The sequence below is a fragment of the Streptomyces sp. NPDC059874 genome (assembly GCF_042731135.1).
Classification (GTDB): Bacteria; Actinomycetota; Actinomycetes; order Streptomycetales; family Streptomycetaceae; genus Streptomyces.
Genome location: NZ_JBHWJY010000048.1, coordinates 47,795 through 66,613 on the forward strand (window position 1 = coordinate 47,795; position 18,819 = coordinate 66,613).

The 18,819-nt window shown below is 70.2% G+C and carries 18 protein-coding genes; 10 read left to right on the forward strand and 8 right to left on the reverse strand.

The window, feature by feature from the left end:
* Positions 1–17: 17 nt before the first annotated feature.
* Complete coding sequence (locus ACFV9H_RS25580; protein ID WP_385402273.1) at positions 18–1,724, reverse strand: glycerol-3-phosphate dehydrogenase/oxidase; 1,707 nt, start codon at positions 1,722–1,724, stop codon at positions 18–20.
* 237 nt (positions 1,725–1,961) lie between these two features.
* Here ACFV9H_RS25580 and ACFV9H_RS25585 point away from each other — a divergent pair, with 237 nt between their 5' ends.
* Both ACFV9H_RS25585 and ACFV9H_RS25590 read left to right on the forward strand, forming a co-directional pair.
* Complete coding sequence (locus ACFV9H_RS25585) at positions 1,962–3,191, forward strand: nucleotide sugar dehydrogenase (RefSeq protein WP_385402276.1); 1,230 nt, start codon at positions 1,962–1,964, stop codon at positions 3,189–3,191.
* A 122-nt stretch (positions 3,192–3,313) separates the two neighbouring features.
* Complete coding sequence (locus tag ACFV9H_RS25590; RefSeq protein ID WP_385402278.1) at positions 3,314–3,787, forward strand: hypothetical protein; 474 nt, start codon at positions 3,314–3,316, stop codon at positions 3,785–3,787.
* A 78-nt stretch (positions 3,788–3,865) separates the two neighbouring features.
* Here ACFV9H_RS25590 and ACFV9H_RS25595 read toward each other — a convergent pair whose 3' ends face one another.
* From ACFV9H_RS25595 to ACFV9H_RS25610, 4 genes are all read right to left on the reverse strand, one after another.
* Positions 3,866–4,990 (reverse strand): GuaB3 family IMP dehydrogenase-related protein, encoded by a 1,125-nt coding sequence (locus ACFV9H_RS25595; RefSeq protein ID WP_385402281.1) that lies wholly within the window; start codon positions 4,988–4,990, stop codon positions 3,866–3,868.
* Between the two features lie 224 nt (positions 4,991–5,214).
* On the reverse strand, positions 5,215–6,714 hold the full coding sequence (guaB, locus tag ACFV9H_RS25600; RefSeq protein WP_385402283.1) for an IMP dehydrogenase: 1,500 nt from the start codon (positions 6,712–6,714) through the stop codon (positions 5,215–5,217).
* 139 nt (positions 6,715–6,853) lie between these two features.
* A complete protein-coding gene (locus tag ACFV9H_RS25605) occupies positions 6,854–7,483 on the reverse strand; it encodes a sigma-70 family RNA polymerase sigma factor (RefSeq protein ID WP_385402286.1) in 630 nt (209 codons plus the stop codon).
* Between the two features lie 273 nt (positions 7,484–7,756).
* The gene (locus ACFV9H_RS25610; RefSeq protein ID WP_003948568.1) at positions 7,757–8,368 is read right to left on the reverse strand and encodes a response regulator transcription factor; all 612 of its coding nucleotides are present in this window, start codon (positions 8,366–8,368) and stop codon (positions 7,757–7,759) included.
* A gap of 379 nt (positions 8,369–8,747) precedes the next feature.
* Here ACFV9H_RS25610 and ACFV9H_RS25615 point away from each other — a divergent pair, with 379 nt between their 5' ends.
* Complete coding sequence (locus ACFV9H_RS25615; protein WP_030027725.1) at positions 8,748–9,074, forward strand: WhiB family transcriptional regulator; 327 nt, start codon at positions 8,748–8,750, stop codon at positions 9,072–9,074.
* A gap of 164 nt (positions 9,075–9,238) precedes the next feature.
* Here ACFV9H_RS25615 and ACFV9H_RS25620 read toward each other — a convergent pair whose 3' ends face one another.
* Positions 9,239–10,138: a LysR family transcriptional regulator gene (locus ACFV9H_RS25620; RefSeq protein ID WP_385402288.1), complete on the reverse strand. Its 900-nt coding sequence runs from the start codon at positions 10,136–10,138 to the stop codon at positions 9,239–9,241.
* Between the two features lie 88 nt (positions 10,139–10,226).
* On the opposite strand from ACFV9H_RS25620, the gene ACFV9H_RS25625 reads away from it, so the two are divergent.
* From ACFV9H_RS25625 to ACFV9H_RS25640, 4 genes are all read left to right on the forward strand, one after another.
* Positions 10,227–10,913, forward strand: a complete 687-nt coding sequence (locus ACFV9H_RS25625; protein WP_385402311.1) for an MOSC domain-containing protein — start codon at positions 10,227–10,229, stop codon at positions 10,911–10,913.
* Positions 10,914–10,944: 31 nt separating this feature from the next.
* The gene (locus ACFV9H_RS25630; protein WP_385402291.1) at positions 10,945–11,718 is read left to right on the forward strand and encodes an SDR family NAD(P)-dependent oxidoreductase; all 774 of its coding nucleotides are present in this window, start codon (positions 10,945–10,947) and stop codon (positions 11,716–11,718) included.
* 74 nt (positions 11,719–11,792) lie between these two features.
* Positions 11,793–12,491: an ester cyclase gene (locus tag ACFV9H_RS25635; protein WP_385402294.1), complete on the forward strand. Its 699-nt coding sequence runs from the start codon at positions 11,793–11,795 to the stop codon at positions 12,489–12,491.
* A 112-nt stretch (positions 12,492–12,603) separates the two neighbouring features.
* Positions 12,604–13,299, forward strand: a complete 696-nt coding sequence (locus ACFV9H_RS25640) for an ester cyclase (protein WP_385402297.1) — start codon at positions 12,604–12,606, stop codon at positions 13,297–13,299.
* A gap of 87 nt (positions 13,300–13,386) precedes the next feature.
* Here the strand turns inward: ACFV9H_RS25640 and groL are convergent, their stop codons facing one another.
* Both groL and groES read right to left on the reverse strand, forming a co-directional pair.
* Complete coding sequence (gene groL / locus ACFV9H_RS25645; protein ID WP_385402299.1) at positions 13,387–15,015, reverse strand: chaperonin GroEL; 1,629 nt, start codon at positions 15,013–15,015, stop codon at positions 13,387–13,389.
* Positions 15,016–15,127: 112 nt separating this feature from the next.
* Positions 15,128–15,436: a co-chaperone GroES gene (gene groES / locus ACFV9H_RS25650; protein ID WP_030230757.1), complete on the reverse strand. Its 309-nt coding sequence runs from the start codon at positions 15,434–15,436 to the stop codon at positions 15,128–15,130.
* Between the two features lie 256 nt (positions 15,437–15,692).
* Here groES and ACFV9H_RS25655 point away from each other — a divergent pair, with 256 nt between their 5' ends.
* From ACFV9H_RS25655 to ACFV9H_RS25665, 3 genes are all read left to right on the forward strand, one after another.
* On the forward strand, positions 15,693–16,160 hold the full coding sequence (locus ACFV9H_RS25655; protein ID WP_385402302.1) for a hypothetical protein: 468 nt from the start codon (positions 15,693–15,695) through the stop codon (positions 16,158–16,160).
* Positions 16,161–16,467: 307 nt separating this feature from the next.
* Positions 16,468–16,935: a DUF6234 family protein gene (locus ACFV9H_RS25660; RefSeq protein WP_385402303.1), complete on the forward strand. Its 468-nt coding sequence runs from the start codon at positions 16,468–16,470 to the stop codon at positions 16,933–16,935.
* 254 nt (positions 16,936–17,189) lie between these two features.
* A complete protein-coding gene (locus ACFV9H_RS25665) occupies positions 17,190–18,593 on the forward strand; it encodes an FtsW/RodA/SpoVE family cell cycle protein (RefSeq protein WP_385402306.1) in 1,404 nt (467 codons plus the stop codon).
* The last annotated feature ends 226 nt before the right edge of the window (positions 18,594–18,819 follow it).

The following is an 18,819-nucleotide window of genomic DNA, read 5'->3' on the forward strand; positions in this document are numbered from 1 at the left end:
TCACGAAGGGGAGGATGTCAAAACGGAACGATGTCGGGAGCCCCGAGCCGCGTTGCGTCCGCCGTCTGGTCGTCCGGCTGGCGCTGCGATTCCCGCTCCGCCTGGACCCGCTTCTCGTAGTGCTCCACTTCCTTCTCGATCTGCTGCTTGTCCCACCCCAGCACCGGCGCCATCAACTCCGCGCACTCCCGTGCGGACCGCGTCCCCCGGTCGAAGGTCTCGATCGAGATCCGCGTCCGTCGCGTCAGTACGTCGTCCAGGTGCCGCGCCCCCTCGTGCGAGGCCGCGTACACGATCTCCGCGCGCAGGTAGTCCTCCGCCCCGGTCACCGGCTCGGCCAGCCCCGGGTCGGCGGCGATCAGGTCGAGCAGCTCCTCCGTCAGCGACCCGAAGCGGTTCAACAGGTGCTCGACCCGCACCACATGGAGTCCCGCCCCGGCCGCGATCCGCGCCCGCCCGTTCCACAGCGCGTGGTACCCCTCGGCCCCCACCAGCGGCACGTCCTCGGTCACGCACTCCGCGACCCGCTGGTCCAGCCCGTGCACCGCCTCGTCGACGGCGTCCTTGGCCATGACCCGGTACGTCGTGTACTTGCCGCCCGCGACCACCACCAGGCCCGGCACCGGGTGCGCCACCGTGTGCTCGCGCGACAGCTTGCTCGTCGCGTCCGACTCCCCGGCCAGCAGTGGCCGCAGGCCCGCGTACACGCCCTGCACGTCATCGCGCGTGAGCGGCACGGCCAGCACCGAGTTCACGTGTTCCAGCAGGTAGTCGATGTCCGCGCTGGACGCCGCCGGGTGCGCCTTGTCCAGGTCCCAGTCGGTGTCCGTGGTCCCGATGATCCAGTGCCGGCCCCACGGGATGACGAACAGCACCGACTTCTCGGTCCGCAGGATCAGTCCGGTGCTCGAGTGGATCCGGTCCTTCGGCACGACCAGGTGGATGCCCTTGGAGGCCCGGACGTGGAACTGCCCCCGTTCCCCGATCAGCGCCTGGGTGTCGTCCGTCCACACACCCGTCGCGTTCACCACCTGCTTGGCGCGGATCTCGTACTCGCCACCGCCCTCGACGTCACGTACCCGCGCGCCGACCACCCGTTCGCCCTCGCGCAGGAAGCCGACCACTCTCGCCCGGTTGGCGCAGTGCGCCCCGTACGCCGCGGCCGTGCGCACCAGCGTGGCGACGTACCGCGCGTCGTCCATCTGGGCGTCGTAGTACTGCAGGGCCCCCACCAGCGCGTCCTTGCGCAGCGCCGGCGCCACCCGCAGGGCCCGCTTGCGCGAGAGGTGCCGGTGCACGGGCAGGCCACGCCCGTGGCCGCTGGAGACGGACATCGCGTCGTAGAGCGCGACGCCCGAGCCCGCGTAGAACCGCTCCCAGCCCTTGTGCTGCAAGGGGTACAGGAACGGCACCGGCTTCACCAGGTGCGGGGCGAGGCGCCCGAGCAGCAGACCACGCTCCTTCAGGGCCTCCCGTACGAGGGCGAAGTCGAGCATCTCCAGGTAGCGCAGGCCGCCGTGGATCAGCTTGCTGGACCGGCTGGAGGTGCCGGAGGCCCAGTCGCGCGCCTCCACCAGCCCGGTCGACAGACCCCGGGTCACGGCGTCGAGCGCGGTGCCGGCGCCGACCACGCCCGCGCCCACGACCAGGACGTCCAGTTCCCGTTCGGCCATCCGGGCGAGCGCCTCGGCACGCTGTTCCGGCCCCAGTGTCGCTGTCCTCACGGCTGCCTCCCGTTGGTGCGGGTGATCCCGCTCACATCCCCGTTGTCACGATTCTGACCGGCCGCACCCACATCAGCCACCGCCTGTGGACAACACAACGGTGACCTTCACCCCAGAATGCGACATATCTGTCATATATACGCCTAGTCTGACATTGCGCCAGCTCCCTGCGTGGCCTTCCCGTCCACAGGGCTTGCGCGCGCATCCCCCTCGTGTCAGGGAAGGGACGGCACCCCCATGCCCGCAGACCTCGCCGTCATCGGACTCGGCCATCTCGGCCTCCCCCTCGCCCAGGCGGCCGTCGCCGCCGGAATCGAGACGGTCGGCTACGACAGCGGTCCGGTCACGGACTCCACCCTCACCGCCGCCGAGATCCGCCGCATGTCGGCGGCGGGCTTCCGGGTCACCACCAACCCCGCCGAGCTCGGCCGGGTGCGCACCGCCATCATCTGCGCCCCCACCCACCTCGGCGCCGACCGCGCCCTCGACCTCTCCGCCGTCGGCGAGGCCGGCCGCGCACTCGCCGCCCGCCTGCGCCCGCACACCACGGTCATCCTCGAATCGGCCGCCCACCCGGGCGTCACCGAGGACTACCTCCGCCCCATCCTCGAAGAGGGCTCCGGACTGCGCGCGGGCCGGGACTTCCACCTGGCCTACTCCCCCAGCCGGCTCGACCCCGGCAACCGCACCCACGGCATCTCCAACACCCCGAAGGTGATCGGCGGCCTCACCCCCGCCTGCACCGAGTCCGCGCACGCCTTCTACGCCCGCCTCACCGAGAAGGTGGTCCGCGCCCGCGGCCTGCGCGAGGCCGAGACCGTACAGCTACTGGAGACCAACTACCGGCACGTCAACATCGCCCTCATGAACGAGATGGCAGTGCTCTGCCACGACCTCGGCGTCGACCTGTGGGACGTCATCCGCTGCGCCGAGACCAAGCCGTACGGGTTCCAGGCGTTCCGCCCCGGCCCCGGCGTCGGCGGCCACGGCGTCCCCCTCGACCCCAACTACCTCCCCCACACCACCCGCACCCCGGGCCACCCCCTGCGCATGGTCGGCCTGGCGCAGGAGATCAACAACCGGATGCCGCAGTACGTCATCCAGCGCTCCGCCACCCTGCTGAACGAGCACGGCAAGTCCGCGCGCGGCGCCCGCGTCCTCCTCCTGGGCGTCACCTACAAGCCCGACCTCGCCGACCAGGAGGGCTCCCCGGCGCGCGAGATCGCCAGCCGCCTCCTCGACCTGGGAGCGCTGATCAGCTACCACGACCCGTACATCGCGGGCTGGCGGGTGCGGGACCAGCCCGTCCCCCGAGCCGAATCGTTGTACGAGGCCGCGGCCAACGCCGATCTGACGATCCTGCTCCAGCACCACCGCACCTACGACCTACAAGGTCTCGCGGTGAAGGCCCAGTTGCTCCTCGACACCCGCGGAGCCAGCCCGGCGGGCGCCGCGCACCGGCTCTGAACGCCCGGGAAATTCCCCCTCACGGATGTCACGACCGCCTGCTAGCCTGCGGCGTCACTTGCTTATCTCGCACATACGTCCCCCAGGACACGTGTGCCCACGATTCCCTGGGGGGGATCTCCATGAGCCAGAACTTCCAGCCGCCCGCGCCCGACTCCTTCACCGAGGCGCCCGCCGCCCCGGCCGCCCGCACCGGCAACGTCGGTCTCGGCATCGTCGCCGCGGTCGTCGCGGCCCTGGTCGCGGCCGGCGCGTACGGCTACATCATGAACGCCATCGACCGCGAGATCGGCTACGCCGCGGCCGGCGTCGGCCTGCTCGTCGGCCTCGCCGCCGGCAAGGTCGGCGGCCGCAACCCGATCCTGCCCCTGATCGCCGCCGCGCTGTCGCTCGGTGCCGTCTACCTCGGCCAGCTCACCTTCATCGCCCTCGCGCTCGCCGATTTCGGCAACGTCGGCGTGGGCGAGGTCCTCAGCAAGGCCGGCGTCGGCGGGCTGAACGACATCTGGAAGGAGAGCGTGGACGCGATGTCCTTCCTCTTCCTCGCCATCGGCGGCTTCGTCGCGTTCGGTGCGGCCAAGAAGGTCAGCGACTGACCCTGCACCACCCCGTACGCCGGAGGGCCGGCACCCCGCCTGGGGTGCCGGCCCTCCGGCGTACGTACGGAAGAACGATCAGCGGCTGTGCTGCGAGTCCGCGACCGTGACCTCGACCCGCTGGAACTCCTTGAGCTCGCTGTAGCCGGTCGTGGCCATCGAGCGGCGCAGCGCGCCGAAGATGTTCATCGAGCCGTCCGGGGAGTGCGACGGGCCGGTGAGGATCTCCTCGGTGGTGCCGACCGTGCCGAGGTTGACCTTCTTGCCGCGCGGCACGTCCTCGTGGACGGCCTCCATGCCCCAGTGGTTGCCCTTGCCGGGCGCGTCGGTGGCGCGGGCCAGCGGGGAGCCCATCATCACGGCGTCGGCGCCGCAGGCGACGGCCTTCGGGATGTCGCCCGACCAGCCCACGCCGCCGTCGGCGATGACGTGCACGTAGCGGCCGCCGGACTCGTCCATGTAGTCGCGGCGGGCCGCGGCCACGTCCGCGACGGCGGTGGCCATCGGGACCTGGATGCCGAGCACGTTGCGCGTGGTGTGCGCGGCGCCGCCGCCGAAGCCGACCAGCACGCCCGCGGCGCCGGTGCGCATCAGGTGCAGGGCCGCGGTGTAGGTGGCGCAGCCGCCCACGATGACCGGGACGTCGAGCTCGTAGATGAACTGCTTGAGGTTCAGCGGCTCGGCGGCGCCCGAGACGTGCTCGGCGGAGACCGTGGTGCCGCGGATCACGAAGATGTCCACGCCGGCGTCGACGACGGCCTTGGAGAACTCGGCGGTGCGCTGCGGGGAGAGCGCGGCGGCGGTCACGACGCCAGAGTCGCGCACCTCCTTGATGCGCTGCCGGATCAGGTCCGCCTGGATCGGGGCGGAGTAGATCTCCTGGAGACGGCGCGTGGCGGTCTCCTCGTCCAGCTCCGCGATCTCGTCGAGCAGCGGCTGCGGGTCCTCGTACCGGGTCCACAGGCCTTCGAGGTTCAGCACGCCGAGACCGCCGAGCTCGCCGATGCGGATCGCGGTCTGCGGGGAGACGACCGAGTCCATGGGGGCGGCCAGGAAGGGGAGCTCGAAGCGGTACGCGTCGATCTGCCAGGCGATCGAGACCTCCTTCGGGTCCCGGGTACGCCGGCTCGGGACGATGGCGATGTCGTCGAACGCGTACGCCCTGCGGCCGCGCTTGCCGCGCCCGATCTCGATCTCAGTCACGTGTGGTGGCCTTTCCTCTGGGTCTGCCCGTCCAGTATCCCCGAACCCCGGGGCCCCGCGTTCCGATGACCGCCGTACGGACACCGAGCCAGCCCCGCCGGCGTTTGAGGCGCGGGGTCTGGGGCGGAGCCCCGGCTCGGCGCGCAGCGCCGGTCACCCACGGACGCCGGAACGGCCGAAGGGCGGGCCCGGTCATCCCGGCCCGCCCCTCGGCACCAACCCTGCTACCCCTTACGGGAGTAGTTCGGCGCTTCCACCGTCATCTGGATGTCGTGCGGGTGGCTCTCCTTGAGGCCCGCCGAGGTGATCCGGACGAAGCGGCCACGCTCCTGCAGCTCGGGGACCGTGCGGCCGCCGACGTAGAACATCGACTGGCGCAGGCCGCCGACCAGCTGGTGCACGACCGCCGAGAGCGGGCCGCGGTACGGCACCTGACCCTCGATGCCCTCGGGGATGAGCTTGTCGTCGCCGCCCACGCCCTCCTGGAAGTAGCGGTCCTTGGAGAAGGACTTCTGCTCGCCGCGGGACTGCATCGCGCCGAGCGAGCCCATGCCGCGGTACGACTTGAACTGCTTGCCGTTGATGAAGAGCAGCTCGCCCGGGGACTCCTCGCAGCCCGCGAGCAGCGAGCCGAGCATCACCGTGTCGGCGCCCGCGACCAGGGCCTTCGCGATGTCGCCGGAGTACTGCAGGCCGCCGTCGCCGATGACCGGGACGCCGGCCGCCTTGGCGGCGAGCGAGGCCTCGTAGATCGCGGTGACCTGCGGGACGCCGATGCCGGCGACGACGCGGGTGGTGCAGATGGAGCCGGGGCCGACACCGACCTTGATGCCGTCGCAGCCGGCGTCGATCAGCGCCTGGGCGCCGTCGCGGGTGGCGACGTTGCCGCCGATGACGTCCACCGTGGAGTTCGACTTGATCTTGGCGACCATGTCGCCGACCAGGCGGGAGTGGCCGTGGGCGGTGTCGACGACGATGAAGTCGGCGCCCGCCTCGATCAGGGCCTGGGCGCGCTCGTACGCGTCACCGGCGACGCCGACGGCGGCGCCGACGAGCAGCCGGCCGTCCTTGTCCTTGGCGGCGTTCGGGTACTTCTCGGCCTTGACGAAGTCCTTGACCGTGATGAGGCCCTTGAGGATGCCCGCCTCGTCGACCAGCGGGAGCTTCTCGATCTTGTGGCGGCGCAGCAGCTCCATGGCGTCCACGCCGGAGATGCCGACCTTGCCCGTGACCAGCGGCATCGGGGTCATGACCTCGCGCACCTGGCGGCTGCGGTCCGACTCGAAGGCCATGTCGCGGTTGGTGACGATGCCCAGCAGCTTGCCGGCCGGGTCGGTGACCGGGACGCCGGAGATGCGGAACTTCGCGCAGAGCTGGTCGGCCTCACGCAGGGTCGCGTCCGGGTGCACCGTGATCGGGTCGGTGACCATGCCCGACTCGGAGCGCTTGACCAGGTCGACCTGGTTGGCCTGGTCGACGATGGAGAGGTTGCGGTGCAGGACGCCGACGCCGCCCTGGCGGGCCATCGCGATGGCCATGCGGGCCTCGGTGACCTTGTCCATGGCGGCGGAGAGCAGCGGAACGTTCACGCGAACGTTGCGCGAGATGAGGGAAGAGGTGTCGATCGCATCAGGCGACATGTCCGACGCGCCCGGCAGCAGCAGCACGTCGTCGTAGGTCAGTCCGAGCGTGGCGAATTTGTCGGGCACTCCGTCGGCGGTCATGACACCTTCCCAAATGGTCTTGCTCTGCGCGGATGTCCATGCTAACGGGATCGCGAGGCGTCTCATTCCACGACCAAGGTCAACCAGGATTTTCATAGTTTCCTACGATGAAACGGCGGACCACGGGGGCCTGCGGGGCCTACTGCTCGGCGAGCGCGCGGAGCCGGCTGAGCGCCCGGTGCTGGGCCACTCGCACCGCCCCGGGGGACATGCCGAGCATCTGCCCGGTCTCCTCCGCGGTCAGCCCGACGGCCACGCGCAGCACGAGGAGCTCCCGCTGGTTCTCCGGCAGGTTCGCCAGCAGCTTCTTGGCCCACGCGGCGTCACTGCTCAGCAGTGCCCGCTCCTCCGGCCCCAGCGAGTCGTCCGGCCGCTCCGGCATCTCGTCGGACGGCACGGCCGTGCTGCCCGGATGCCGCATGGCGGCCCGCTGGAGGTCGGCGACCTTGTGCGCGGCGATGGCGAAGACGAAGGCCTCGAAGGGCCGCCCGGTGTCCCGGTAGCGCGGCAGCGCCATCAGGACGGCGACGCATACCTCCTGCGCCAGGTCCTCGACGAAGTGACGAGCGTCACCGGGAAGACGTGAGAGTCGGGTGCGGCAGTAGCGGATCGCGAGCGGGTGCACGAAGGCGAGCAGGTCGTGCGTGGCCTGCTCGTCGCCCTCCACGGCCCGGCGTACGAGCGCGCTGACGGCCCCGGCACTGCCGCCTTTGGCGGCACCGGTGGTGCCTGTGGCCGCGGGTGACCCCTGGGCCTCGTCGTCGCGCATCAATCCATGGTGCCTTGGCGCCGGGGCATCCGTGGCCCCGCGGCCCGTTTCGTGCGTCGAAGCGTTATGAGCGGGTGCGCCTGAACTCATGCTTGCGCCCTCCCCTCCCGCTCGGCCGAATGGTCCCCGAGGACGGGGACCCCACATTTCCAAGAATGCGGCACACCCTCAAGGATGCGGCATCGCGCACGAAGCGACACGTCCCCCGGATTGTGCCCCGCCAACCCCCGGGTGCGCACCGGGTACGGCGGGGCTCACGATCGTCGGGCGGAGTCAGCGCACCAGGCCCCAGCGGAAGCCGAGCGCCACGGCGTGCGCGCGGTCCGAGGCGCCGAGCTTCTTGAACAGCCGGCGGGCGTGCGTCTTGACCGTGTCCTCGGAGAGGAAGAGCTCGCGCCCGATCTCCGCGTTGGACCGGCCGTGACTCATGCCCTCCAGCACCTGGATCTCGCGCGCGGTGAGCGTGGGCGCGGCGCCCATCTCGGCCGAGCGGAGCCGGCGCGGGGCCAGTCGCCAGGTCGGGTCGGCGAGTGCCTGGGTGACCGTGGCCCGCAGTTCGGCGCGCGAGGCGTCCTTGTGCAGATAGCCCCGGGCGCCGGCGGCGACCGCGAGGGCCACGCCGTCCAGGTCCTCGGCGACCGTCAGCATGATGATGCGGGCCCCGGGGTCGGCCGAGAGCAGACGGCGGACCGTCTCCACACCGCCGAGCCCGGGCATCCGGACATCCATCAGAATCAGGTCGGAGCGGTCGGCACCCCAGCGGCGGAGGACTTCCTCGCCGTTGGCAGCCGTCGTCACACGCTCGACGCCGGGCACGGTGGCAACCGCGCGACGGAGCGCCTCTCGGGCAAGCGGGGAGTCGTCGCAGACGAGGACGGAAGTCATGACCGCCCTCCGCAGCTGCTGATGCGCGTCACCTTGAGCCTCCAGGCTGGTACGTATCGTCACCTGTGCGGTCGATGTCCTCGGACACCTGTCCGGGAACTTCTTGGTTCAACCGCCTTCGCACTCTCAACGATGGTCACTCGAAAGAGTTACGGGTCGGACGGACACCTTCGGCACTCTACGTGAGGAACCGATCACGACACGGGCGCCACCAGCCATCTGTCCTCCATCTGGAGCTATGCCCTATTTGGCGGCTTTCCTTCCCTTTGGCGCATGTCTGAGGCTAGATTCCCAATGAGTCATATTTACATCTACTAAGACAGTAGGTGTGGAGACATGGACCGTATCCGCCTCAGTACCGGCACCAAGAGGACTCCCAATGGCAGATTTCTCCCGCCTCCCCGGACCGAACGCCGACCTCTGGGACTGGCAGCTGCTCGCTGCCTGCCGCGGAGTCGACAGCTCCCTCTTCTTCCACCCGGAAGGTGAGCGGGGCGCGGCCAGGAGCGCGCGCGAGGCCTCGGCTAAAGAGGTCTGCATGAGATGCCCGGTGCGTTCGGAATGCGCCGCGCACGCACTCGCCGTCCGAGAGCCCTACGGGGTGTGGGGCGGCCTCACCGAGGACGAGCGCGAGGAACTGATGGGCCGCGCCCGGCATCGCCTGATCCCCGCGTCGAGTGCGATCGGACCGATCGCGCCGCACTGACGGCACACGAGACGAAGCGTCCGAAGGAACGTTTCTTCGAAATCCCCCGGGCCCGCCCGGATCCTCCGAATCCCTCCGAACGACTGATCATGCCCGGGCGTGTCGTCGCTCCGGGCCCGCACCTCACGCGTTGGGCCGTACGCACCGCACCCCCGTGCGTACGGTCAGCGCGTGGCGGCCCGCTCCAGCTCGGCCAGGGTCGCGGCCACGGCCGGCACCCTGGCCAGGTCGGGCAGGGTCAGCGCCACGACCTCCCGCTCGACGGCCGGCTCCACGGCCAGGGTGCTCACGCCCTTGGCCCGTACGGACTCCACCGCGAGCTCCGGCAGCACCGCGACGCCCAGCCCCGCGCCGACGAGGCCGACCACCGCCGGGTAGTCGTCGGTGGCGAAGTCGATGCGCGGGGTGAAGCCCGCGCCCTCGCACACCTCCACCAGATGACGGCGGCAGCGCGGGCAGCCCGCGATCCAGGGCTCGTCCGCCAGCTCCGCCATGCCCACCCGCTCCGCTCCGGCCAGCCGGTGCCCCTCGGGAACCAGCCCGACGAGCCGGTCGGTGAGCAGCGGCCGCACCACGAGGTCCTCCCACTCGGCGGCCGACCCGGTCGACCCGCCGTACCGGAAGGCCAGCGCCAGGTCGCAGTCGCCCTCGCGCAGCATCTCCACCGAGCGCGGGGGCTCGGCCTCGACCAGGGAGATCCGGGTGCCCGGATGCTCGGCGCGCATCGCCGCGAGCGCGGTCGGCACCAGCGTGGAGCTGCCGCTGGGGAAGGAGACGAGGCGGACCCGGCCCGCGCGCAGCCCGGCGATGGCCGCGACCTCCTCCTCGGCCGCCGTCAGCCCGGCCAGGATTCCGGCGGCGTGCCGGACCAGGGCCTCGCCGGCCTGGGTGAGCCGCATCTCGCGGCCGGTGCGGATGAGCAGCGGGGTGCCGGCCGACTGCTCCAGCGCCTTCATCTGCTGGGACACTGCCGGTTGGGTGCAGCCCAGCTCGCGGGCGGCGGCGGAAAAGGAACCGGTCCCGGCGACAGCGCGCAGAACCCGGAGATGACGAGCCTCGATCACCCTTCGAGCATAAGCCCCGCTTTGACCATCGCACGAATATCCCCGTGACGCTTTGGGGCCGCTCGGTTAGCGTGTCCGCATGGTCCCCATGCATCTCATCTCCGTGAACGTCGGCCGCCCGACGGCCGTCGACTACACCGACGCGGAAAGCGGGGTGACGGGCCACGGCAAGGGCCCGGTCCCCGGGCCGGTCCGCGTCTTCGCCCCCGGCCCGAAGGCCACGGGCCACGGCAGCGGCCTGGAGGGCGACGCCGTCTGCGACCGCCGCCACCACGGCGGCGACCACCAGGCCGTGTACGCGTACGCCCGCGAGGACCTCGACTGGTGGGAGCGCGAGCTCGGCCGCGAGCTGCCCGGCGGGCTCTTCGGCGAGAACTTCACCACCACCGGCATCGACGTGAACGACGCGCTGCTCGGCGAGCGCTGGCGGGTCGGCGCGGACCTCGTGCTCGAAGTGGCCTCGGCCCGCATCCCGTGCCGGACCTTCCAGGGGGCCCTCGGCGAGGGCTCCTGGGTCAAGCGGTTCACTCAGGCGGGCCGGCCGGGCGCGTACCTGCGCGTGATCGAGGAGGGCCACGTCTCCCCCGGCGACCCGATCGAGGTCGTCCACCGCCCGGACCATGACGTGACGGTCTCCCTCTGGTTCCGCGCCTTCACCACCGAGCGCGACCTGCTGCCGCGCACCCTCGCCGCCGGCGCCGCGATGGAGCCCGAGGCGCACGAGCGGGTGCGCAAGCACATGGAGAAGTACGGGGCGGACAACGGGGCGAAGTAGGGCCGTCACCCGGGGCCGCTAGGTTGCGCCTATGACGACTGCGTTGATTACGGGATCCACGGCGGGCATCGGCGCCGCCTTCGCCAGGCGGCTCGCCGCCCAGGGGCACAACCTGGTACTGGTGGCACGCGACACCAAGCGACTCGGCGAGCAGGCCACCGAACTGCACGACCGGCACGGCATCGAGGCCGAGGTGCTCACCGCCGACCTCTCGACGGAGGAGGGCATCAAGGCCGTCGAGGCGCGGCTGGCCGACCGCACGCACCCGGTCGACCTGCTGGTCAACAACGCGGGCTTCGGCAACAAGGGCCGCTACCTCGAAGTCTCCATGGCCGACGAGCTGACGATGCTGAAGGTCCACATCGAGGCCGTGCTGCGGCTGACCTCGGCGGCCGGCGAGTCGATGCGCTCGCGCGGCCGCGGCGGCGTGATCAACGTGGCCTCGGTCGCCGCCTTCGTGCCGCGCGGCACGTACGGGGCCAGCAAGGCCTGGGTCGTGCAGTTCACCCAGGGCGCGGCGAAGGACCTGGCGGGTTCCGGGGTGCGGCTGATGGCGCTGTGCCCGGGGTTCGTCCGTACCGAGTTCCACCAGCGGGCCGGCATGGGCACCGACAACATCCCCAACTGGATGTGGCTCGACGCCGACAAGCTGGTCGCCGCGGCCCTGGCCGACCTGGCGCGGGGCAAGACGGTCTCGATCCCGGACCCCCGTTACAAGGCGCTGATGGGCGTGGTGAAGCTGACCCCGCGCGGGCTGCTCGGCGGGGTGTCCTCGCGTACGGGCCGCAAGTACGGGCCCCAGTAACCCGTCGGTAGGACCGGCCGAATGGGTGGAATCTCCCTAAACTGGAATATGTCCACCCAACCCGGGAGCCCGCCATGACATTCGTACAGATAATCGATTACAAGACCCGCCGGCCCGATGACCTCAACCAGCTGCTGGACCAGTACGTCACCCAGAGCCAGGGCAAGCGCACCGTCACCCACAGCGTCGTCGGCAAGGACCGCGAGGCCGAGGACCACTACGTGGACGTGGTCGAATTCCCGTCGTACGAAGACGCCATGAAGAACTCGAACCTCCCGGAGACGGACAAGATGTTCCGGGAGATGGTGGCGCTCTGCGAAGGGATGCCCACCTTCACCAACCTCGACGTGGTCCGCGACGAGAACCTCAACAAGCTGCTCGTGGACCGGATGTTCGACGAACTCGCCACGACGGGGGACCGCTCCATCGCCGAGCAGATCGTCGCCCCCGACTACGTCGACCACGACATCTTCAGGGCCGACCCCAACCTCCAGGGCGTCGACGGCATCATGGCGGACCTCGACATGTGGCGGTCCGCTTTCGACATGTCCTTCACCAAGGACCAGCAACTCGCCGAAGGCGACCTCGTCACCACCCTGTGGACCTGGAACGCGACGCACACAGGTGAGTTCATGGGGCTCGCCCCGACCGGCAAGAAGGTCAGCTCGACCGGCTCGACGACCTTCCGCTGCAAGGACGGCATGATCGTCGAGGGCTGGTGGCAGTACGACATCATGAACGTGATGCGCCAGCTGGGCCTGATGGAGTCCTGACCGGAGTCCTGACCAAAGCCCTGACCGGAGCCCCGGCATCGCTCCGCCAAACCGGGCTGAATGGGTGAATTCTCCCTAAACTGGATGTGCCCCACCAAGCCCGGGAGACACCATGACATTCGTACAGATAGTCGATTACGAGACCAAGCAGCCCGAGGCCCTCAACGCGCTCCTCGACAAGTACGTCGCGCAGAGCCAGGGGAAGCGCACGGTGACCCACAGCATCGTGGGCAGGGACCGCGAGTCCGAGAACCACTACGTCGACGTGGTCGAGTTCCCCTCGTACGAAGAGGCCATGAAGAACTCGAGCCTCCCGGAGACGGACCGAATGTTCAAGGAGATGGTGGCCCTCTGCGACGGGATGCCGACGTTCACGAACCTCGACGTCGTCCGCGACGAGCACCTCAACACCATGATGGTGAACCGGGTGTTCGACGACATCGCGGTGAAGGGGGACATGAGCGCCATCGACGAGATCTTCGCGGAGGGCTACGTCGACCACGACGTCATGAAGGGCTCGGAGCCGACCGTCGGCCGCGACCAGATCCGGCAGGACATGACGGACTGGCGCGGCGGCTTCGACTACTCCTTCACCAAGAAGGCGCAGCTCGCGCAGGACGACTGCGTCACCACCGTGTGGACCTGGACCGGCACCCAGAAGGCCGACTTCATGGGCATCGCGAACACCGGCAAGACCTGTTCCATGGACGGCACCACCACCTTCCGCTGTGAGGACGGCAAGATCGCCGAAGGCTGGTGGCACTTCGACGCCATGTCACTCATGCGGCAGTTGGGAGTCATGGAGTAACCGGGGCCGTCGGCCCGCGAACGGAAAGGCCCCCGCCCCGCCGTACGAAACGGCGGAACGGGGGCCTTGTCTGTCCGGGCGTCAGCCTCAGTGGCTGTGGCCGTGACCGTGGCCGTGACCGGCCTCGGCCTCTTCCTCCGCCGGCTTCTCGACGACCAGGGTCTCGGTCGTGAGCAGCAGGGAGGCGATGGAAGCGGCGTTCTCCAGCGCGGAGCGGGTGACCTTCACCGGGTCGATGACGCCGGCCTTGACCAGGTCGCCGTACTCGCCGGAAGCGGCGTTGAAGCCCTGGCCCTTGTCGAGCTCGGCGACCTTCGAGGTGATGACGTAACCCTCGAGGCCGGCGTTCTCGGCGATCCAGCGCAGCGGCTCGACGGCGGCGCGGCGCACGACCGCGACACCGGTGGCCTCGTCGCCGGACAGGCCCAGGTTGCCTTCCAGCACCTTCACGGCGTGAACGAGCGCGGAGCCACCGCCGGAGACGATGCCCTCCTCGACCGCGGCGCGGGTCGCCGAGATGGCGTCCTCGAGGCGGTGCTTCTTCTCCTTGAGCTCCACCTCGGTGGCGGCGCCGACCTTGATGACGCAGACGCCACCGGCGAGCTTCGCCAGGCGCTCCTGCAGCTTCTCGCGGTCCCAGTCCGAGTCGGTGGACTCGATCTCGGCCTTGATCTGGTTGACGCGGCCGAGGACCTCGTCGGAGCTGCCGCCACCGTCGACGATGGTGGTGTCGTCCTTGGAGATGGTCACGCGGCGGGCGGTGCCCAGCACGTCCAGACCGGCCTGGTCGAGCTTGAGGCCGACCTCCTCGGCGATGACGGTGGCACCGGTGAGGGTGGCCATGTCCTGGAGCATCGCCTTGCGACGGTCACCGAAGCCGGGGGCCTTGACGGCGACCGCGTTGAAGGTGCCGCGGATCTTGTTGACGACGAGGGTGGAGAGCGCCTCGCCCTCGACGTCCTCGGCGATGATCAGCAGCGGGCGGGAGCCGCCGGCCTGGATGACCTTCTCCAGCAGGGGCAGGAGGTCCTGGATCGACGAGATCTTGCCCTGGTTGATCAGGATGTACGGGTCGTCGAGGACGGCCTCCATACGCTCCTGGTCGGAGACCATGTACGGGGAGAGGTAGCCCTTGTCGAAGGCCATGCCCTCGGTGAACTCCAGCTCCAGGCCGAAGGTGTTGGACTCCTCGACGGTGATGACACCGTCCTTGCCGACCTTGTCCATCGCCTCGGCGATGAGCTCGCCGACCTGCTGGTCCTGCGCGGAGAGCGCGGCCACGGCGGCGATGTCGGACTTGTCCTCGATCGGGCGGGCGGTCGCGAGGAGCTCCTCGGACACGGCCTTGACCGCGGCGTCGATGCCCTTCTTCAGGGCGGCCGGGGAGGCACCGGCGGCGACGTTGCGCAGACCCTCGCGGACCAGCGCCTGGGCCAGCACGGTGGCGGTGGTGGTGCCGTCACCCGCGATGTCGTTGGTCTTGGTCGCCACCTCCTTCACGAGCTGCGCGCCCAGGTTCTCGTACGGGTCGTCCAGCTCGACCTCGCGAGCGATGGTGACACCGTCGTTGGTGATGGTGGGCGCGCCGAACTTCTTGTCGATGACGACGTTGCGGCCCTTGGGGCCGATCGTCACCTTGACCGTGTCGGCAAGCTTGTTGACGCCGCGCTCGAGGGCGCGACGGGCGTCCTCGTCGAACTTCAGGATCTTCGCCATGGGAGCGGTTCAGCCCTCTCGAAAACTCGGGTTTAACGAACTGCGCCCCTCGCCGCCCGGCAATCAGCGGGGTGACCAGGGGCGCAGCTCAAAGCAGTACTGGAGAAGCGAATTACTTCTCGACGATCGCGAGCACGTCGCGAGCCGAGAGGACGAGGTACTCCTCGCCGCTGTACTTCACTTCGGTGCCGCCGTACTTGCTGTACAGCACGATGTCGCCGACGCTGACGTCCAGCGGGAGACGCTGGCCGTCCTCGAAGCGACCCGGGCCCACGGCGAGGACGACGCCCTCCTGGGGCTTCTCCTTCGCGGTGTCCGGGATGACCAGGCCGGAGGCCGTGGTCTGCTCGGCGTCGAGCGGCTGGACCACAATGCGGTCCTCAAGCGGCTTGATGGCAACCTTGGAGCTGGCGGTCGTCACGATCCGACCTCCCCCTTCGGAGATCCGGGGTTAACTGTCTGAGGTGGCGACCAGGTCGATCCGTCGTCGCGGGTGCCGGACCTGCCTGTCGCTGTGTTGGCACTCACCCGGGGCGAGTGCCAGGTGTGACACTATTCCGGCGATTAGCACTCGGTCAAGCGGAGTGCCAATTCTCGCCGTCGGGCGTTGCGCGAATCGCGCCTCCGAACCCCGAAAACCAGGGCGTACACGCGTTCGGGATCATTACGCTCGCGCCATGACCAGGACCAGTCCGGGCGGCTCGCGCGTGCGGTGGCGGCGCGCGATCCCGATCACCGTCGGCCTCGCGGCCGGGATCCACCTGCTGTCGGGCGCCGTACCGCGACTGGCGACCCAGCTGACCGGGGTGGCCGGCGCGTTCCACGCGGAGCAGTGCCGGGAGGCCCCGTACCAGGCGGGCGAACGGGCACTGACCTGTACGGGGAGCTTCACGGCGACCGACGGCTCGTTCACCCTCGGGAGCGTCGAGGTCGACACCGTGTTCGACACCCGGCCGACCGGCCCGGTGGCCGTCGCCGTCAGCGGACCGGATGCCGATACGGCCGTACGGAGGAACGTGCTGGTCTGGCTGGGCCCGGGAGCCGTCGGAGTACTGGCCCTGGCCTTCCCGATCCGGTCGGCGGCTTCGGCACTACGCACCGCGAGAACCCGCCCCCCGAACCCACCGGCGCCAAGCGGCCCGTGACCCACACCCGCCGGGCGGAACCAGCCAGATCCAGCCCCCGGGAGGCCTGAGAGCCGCACCCAGCAGGCGGCATCAGCAAAAAAATCAGCCCCGCCGGCGATTGAGGCGCGGGGTCCGGGGCGGAGCCCGGCGGTCCTGACAGCCGCACCCAGCAGCCGGCATCAGCCAAAAATCAGCCCCGCCGGCGATTGAGGCGCGGGGTCCGGGGCGGAGCCCCGGGGGCCGCGGGCGGAACCCGCCGTCCCGCCACCGGGCTAAGTACCGATACTCAGGCGGCGGACAGGCCCCCGGCGCGATACTGCGGGGCATGACGAACCAGGCGGCGCAACCGGCACGGCCACCGGCAGGACGCTCCCGCGCGCCCATGCACTGGGCGACGGACCTCATCCTGGCGCTCCTCACCGGCGCGGGCGTGGCCGTGATGCTCGTCGTAGGCGTCCTCTACGCCGCCGTCGAGGAGTTCGGCCTCCTCGCACCCACCACCAGCTCAGCCCACCAATGGCAGGGCATCCCCCGCACCGCCGGGATGTTCCTCTGGCTCGGTTTCCTGTGCGCCGTCTCCACGCTGGCCGCGTTCGGGTTCCGCCGGATGCGCGCCCCCCTCTCCACGGCCGTGCACGGCGTGGCCTGCGTGCTGCTGCTCGGGCTGATGCTGCTGCTGGCGGGCGCCTCCGAGACCGCCCAGCCGCAGAAGATCGAGCCGGACCCCGCCGCCACCGAGCCGAGCCGCCAGTGCCGCAGCGGCGGCGACAACAGCGAGTGCCCGGGCGGCTGAACCGAGCCCTAGGGCCCGTCGACACTCCCCCTCGATCGCTTCGGCAGGAACCATGGGGAGGACATCAACGTCATAGACGATATGAAGATAAAGCGCCTCATTGACGAGCAGATCGGACCGAAGGCATCCGGATCCCCGACCGCACCGCCCGAGGCGCCTTCAACCTCGACCCCAGCCGCCTCGACCCCAGCCGCCTCGGCCCCGGCCCCGGCGTCCAGTAGGGCATGCGCCCCGTCGGCCGGTGGCGGCATCCCGTGCGTGGACTGAAACCCCTGACCTCGGCCGGCGCGCGCCGCCGTACCGAGGCGCTGCTCCTCGCCTTCGTCATCGCCATCGCGGTGTTCGGCCATGCCGCCGCGGGCCTCGCCATGAACGACGAGCTGCCGCCCAACCTCGCCGGCTTCACGATCAGCCTGACCCTGCTGTCGCTGGTGGGACACCTGGGCGTGCGCCGCTTCGCGGCTTACGCGGACCCGCTCGTCTTCCCGCTCGCCATGCTGCTGACCGGGCTGGGGCTGGTGCTGCTGCACCGCCTCGACCAGGGGTACATCGAGCGGTTCAACTCGGACGCGAACGCGCCCGGCCAGCTGATGTGGACCGTGGTCGGCGTCGCCGCCTGCCTCCTGGTGCTGGCATTGCTGCGCGACCACCGCCTGCTCCAACGCTTCATCTACATCACGATGGCCGTGGCGCTCGTCCTCCTCATCGCACCGGCGTTCTTCGGCGCGGACACCTACGGCGCGAAGCGCTGGATCAAACTCTTCGGCCTCTCACTCCAGCCCGGCGAGTTCGTGAAGATCATGATCGCGATCTTCTTCGCCGGCTACCTGGTCATCCACCGCGACTCCCTGGCCCTGACGGGCCGCAAGTTCATGGGCATCCGCCTCCCCCCGATGCGGCAGCTCGGTCCCATCGTCACGGTGTGGATCGTCTCGATGCTGGTGCTGGTCTTCGAGCGCGACCTCGGCACCTCGCTGATCTTCTTCGGCGTCTTCGTCGTGATGCTGTACGTGGCCACCGAGCGCACCAGCTGGATCGTGTGCGGTCTGTTCATGGCGGCGGTGGGCGCCTTCGCGGTGGGCTCCACCGAACCCCACGTCAAGGCACGAGTGGCGGCATGGCTCAACCCGCTCTCCTACTACTGGGAGGTCCCCCCGCCCGGTGTCACCTCGGACCAATCGGCGCAGGCCCTCTTCAGCTTCGGCACGGGCGGCATATCCGGCACCGGCCTCGGCATGGGCCACCCGGAGCTCATCGCGTTCGCCGGCCGCAGCGACTTCATCCTCACCACGGTCGGCGAGGAACTGGGCCTGGCCGGAGTCATGGCCGTCCTCCTCCTCTACGCACTCCTCGTACAGCGCGGCCTGCGCATGGCCCTCGGCGCCCGCGACCCCTTCGGCAAACTCCTGGCGGTGGGCCTCGCCTCGGCGCTGGCCCTCCAGGTCTTCGTGGTGGCGGGCGGCGTCACGGGCCTGATCCCCCTGACGGGCAAGGCGCTGCCCTTCCTGGCAAAGGGCGGCTCGTCCCTCCTGGCCAACTGGATCATGATCGCCCTCCTCCTGCGCATCAGCGACAGCGCGGAACGCCAACGCGAAGCGGACGCCAGAGGCCCAGCGGAAACCACGATCACCCCGGTGGTGACGGCGGGGGCGGGGTAGGGCGGGGGCGGTACGAACTCACGCGCGCGCGGGACTCTCACCCCCTCGGGGCTCGCCCCGGGGCGGCGGGGGTCGGGGAGCGGGCCGGGCCGTCCCGTACGGCGGGGTCGGGGGTTGGCGGCATCCGAGCCGGGCGGAATCAGAGAGGTCTTGGGGGTTTCCCGTCAGTCCCATAGTCCTTCCGTGTCGGGCCGGCCTGTCAAGGGCGCTCCCTTCGGTCGCGTCG

Coding starts and splice junctions, on each gene's coding strand:
- ACFV9H_RS25605 (WP_385402286.1), bottom strand. CDS start 7,483: ATGCGCGACGACGAGGCCCAGGGGTCACCCGCGGCCACAGGCACCACC.
- guaB (WP_385402283.1), bottom strand. CDS start 6,714: ATGACCGCCGACGGAGTGCCCGACAAATTCGCCACGCTCGGACTGACC.
- ACFV9H_RS25625 (WP_385402311.1), top strand. CDS start 10,227: ATGCATCTCATCTCCGTGAACGTCGGCCGCCCGACGGCCGTCGACTAC.
- ACFV9H_RS25615 (WP_030027725.1), top strand. CDS start 8,748: ATGGCAGATTTCTCCCGCCTCCCCGGACCGAACGCCGACCTCTGGGAC.
- ACFV9H_RS25635 (WP_385402294.1), top strand. CDS start 11,793: ATGACATTCGTACAGATAATCGATTACAAGACCCGCCGGCCCGATGAC.
- ACFV9H_RS25610 (WP_003948568.1), bottom strand. CDS start 8,368: ATGACTTCCGTCCTCGTCTGCGACGACTCCCCGCTTGCCCGAGAGGCG.
- ACFV9H_RS25590 (WP_385402278.1), top strand. CDS start 3,314: ATGAGCCAGAACTTCCAGCCGCCCGCGCCCGACTCCTTCACCGAGGCG.
- groL (WP_385402299.1), bottom strand. CDS start 15,015: ATGGCGAAGATCCTGAAGTTCGACGAGGACGCCCGTCGCGCCCTCGAG.
- ACFV9H_RS25640 (WP_385402297.1), top strand. CDS start 12,604: ATGACATTCGTACAGATAGTCGATTACGAGACCAAGCAGCCCGAGGCC.
- ACFV9H_RS25630 (WP_385402291.1), top strand. CDS start 10,945: ATGACGACTGCGTTGATTACGGGATCCACGGCGGGCATCGGCGCCGCC.
- ACFV9H_RS25585 (WP_385402276.1), top strand. CDS start 1,962: ATGCCCGCAGACCTCGCCGTCATCGGACTCGGCCATCTCGGCCTCCCC.
- ACFV9H_RS25655 (WP_385402302.1), top strand. CDS start 15,693: ATGACCAGGACCAGTCCGGGCGGCTCGCGCGTGCGGTGGCGGCGCGCG.
- ACFV9H_RS25660 (WP_385402303.1), top strand. CDS start 16,468: ATGACGAACCAGGCGGCGCAACCGGCACGGCCACCGGCAGGACGCTCC.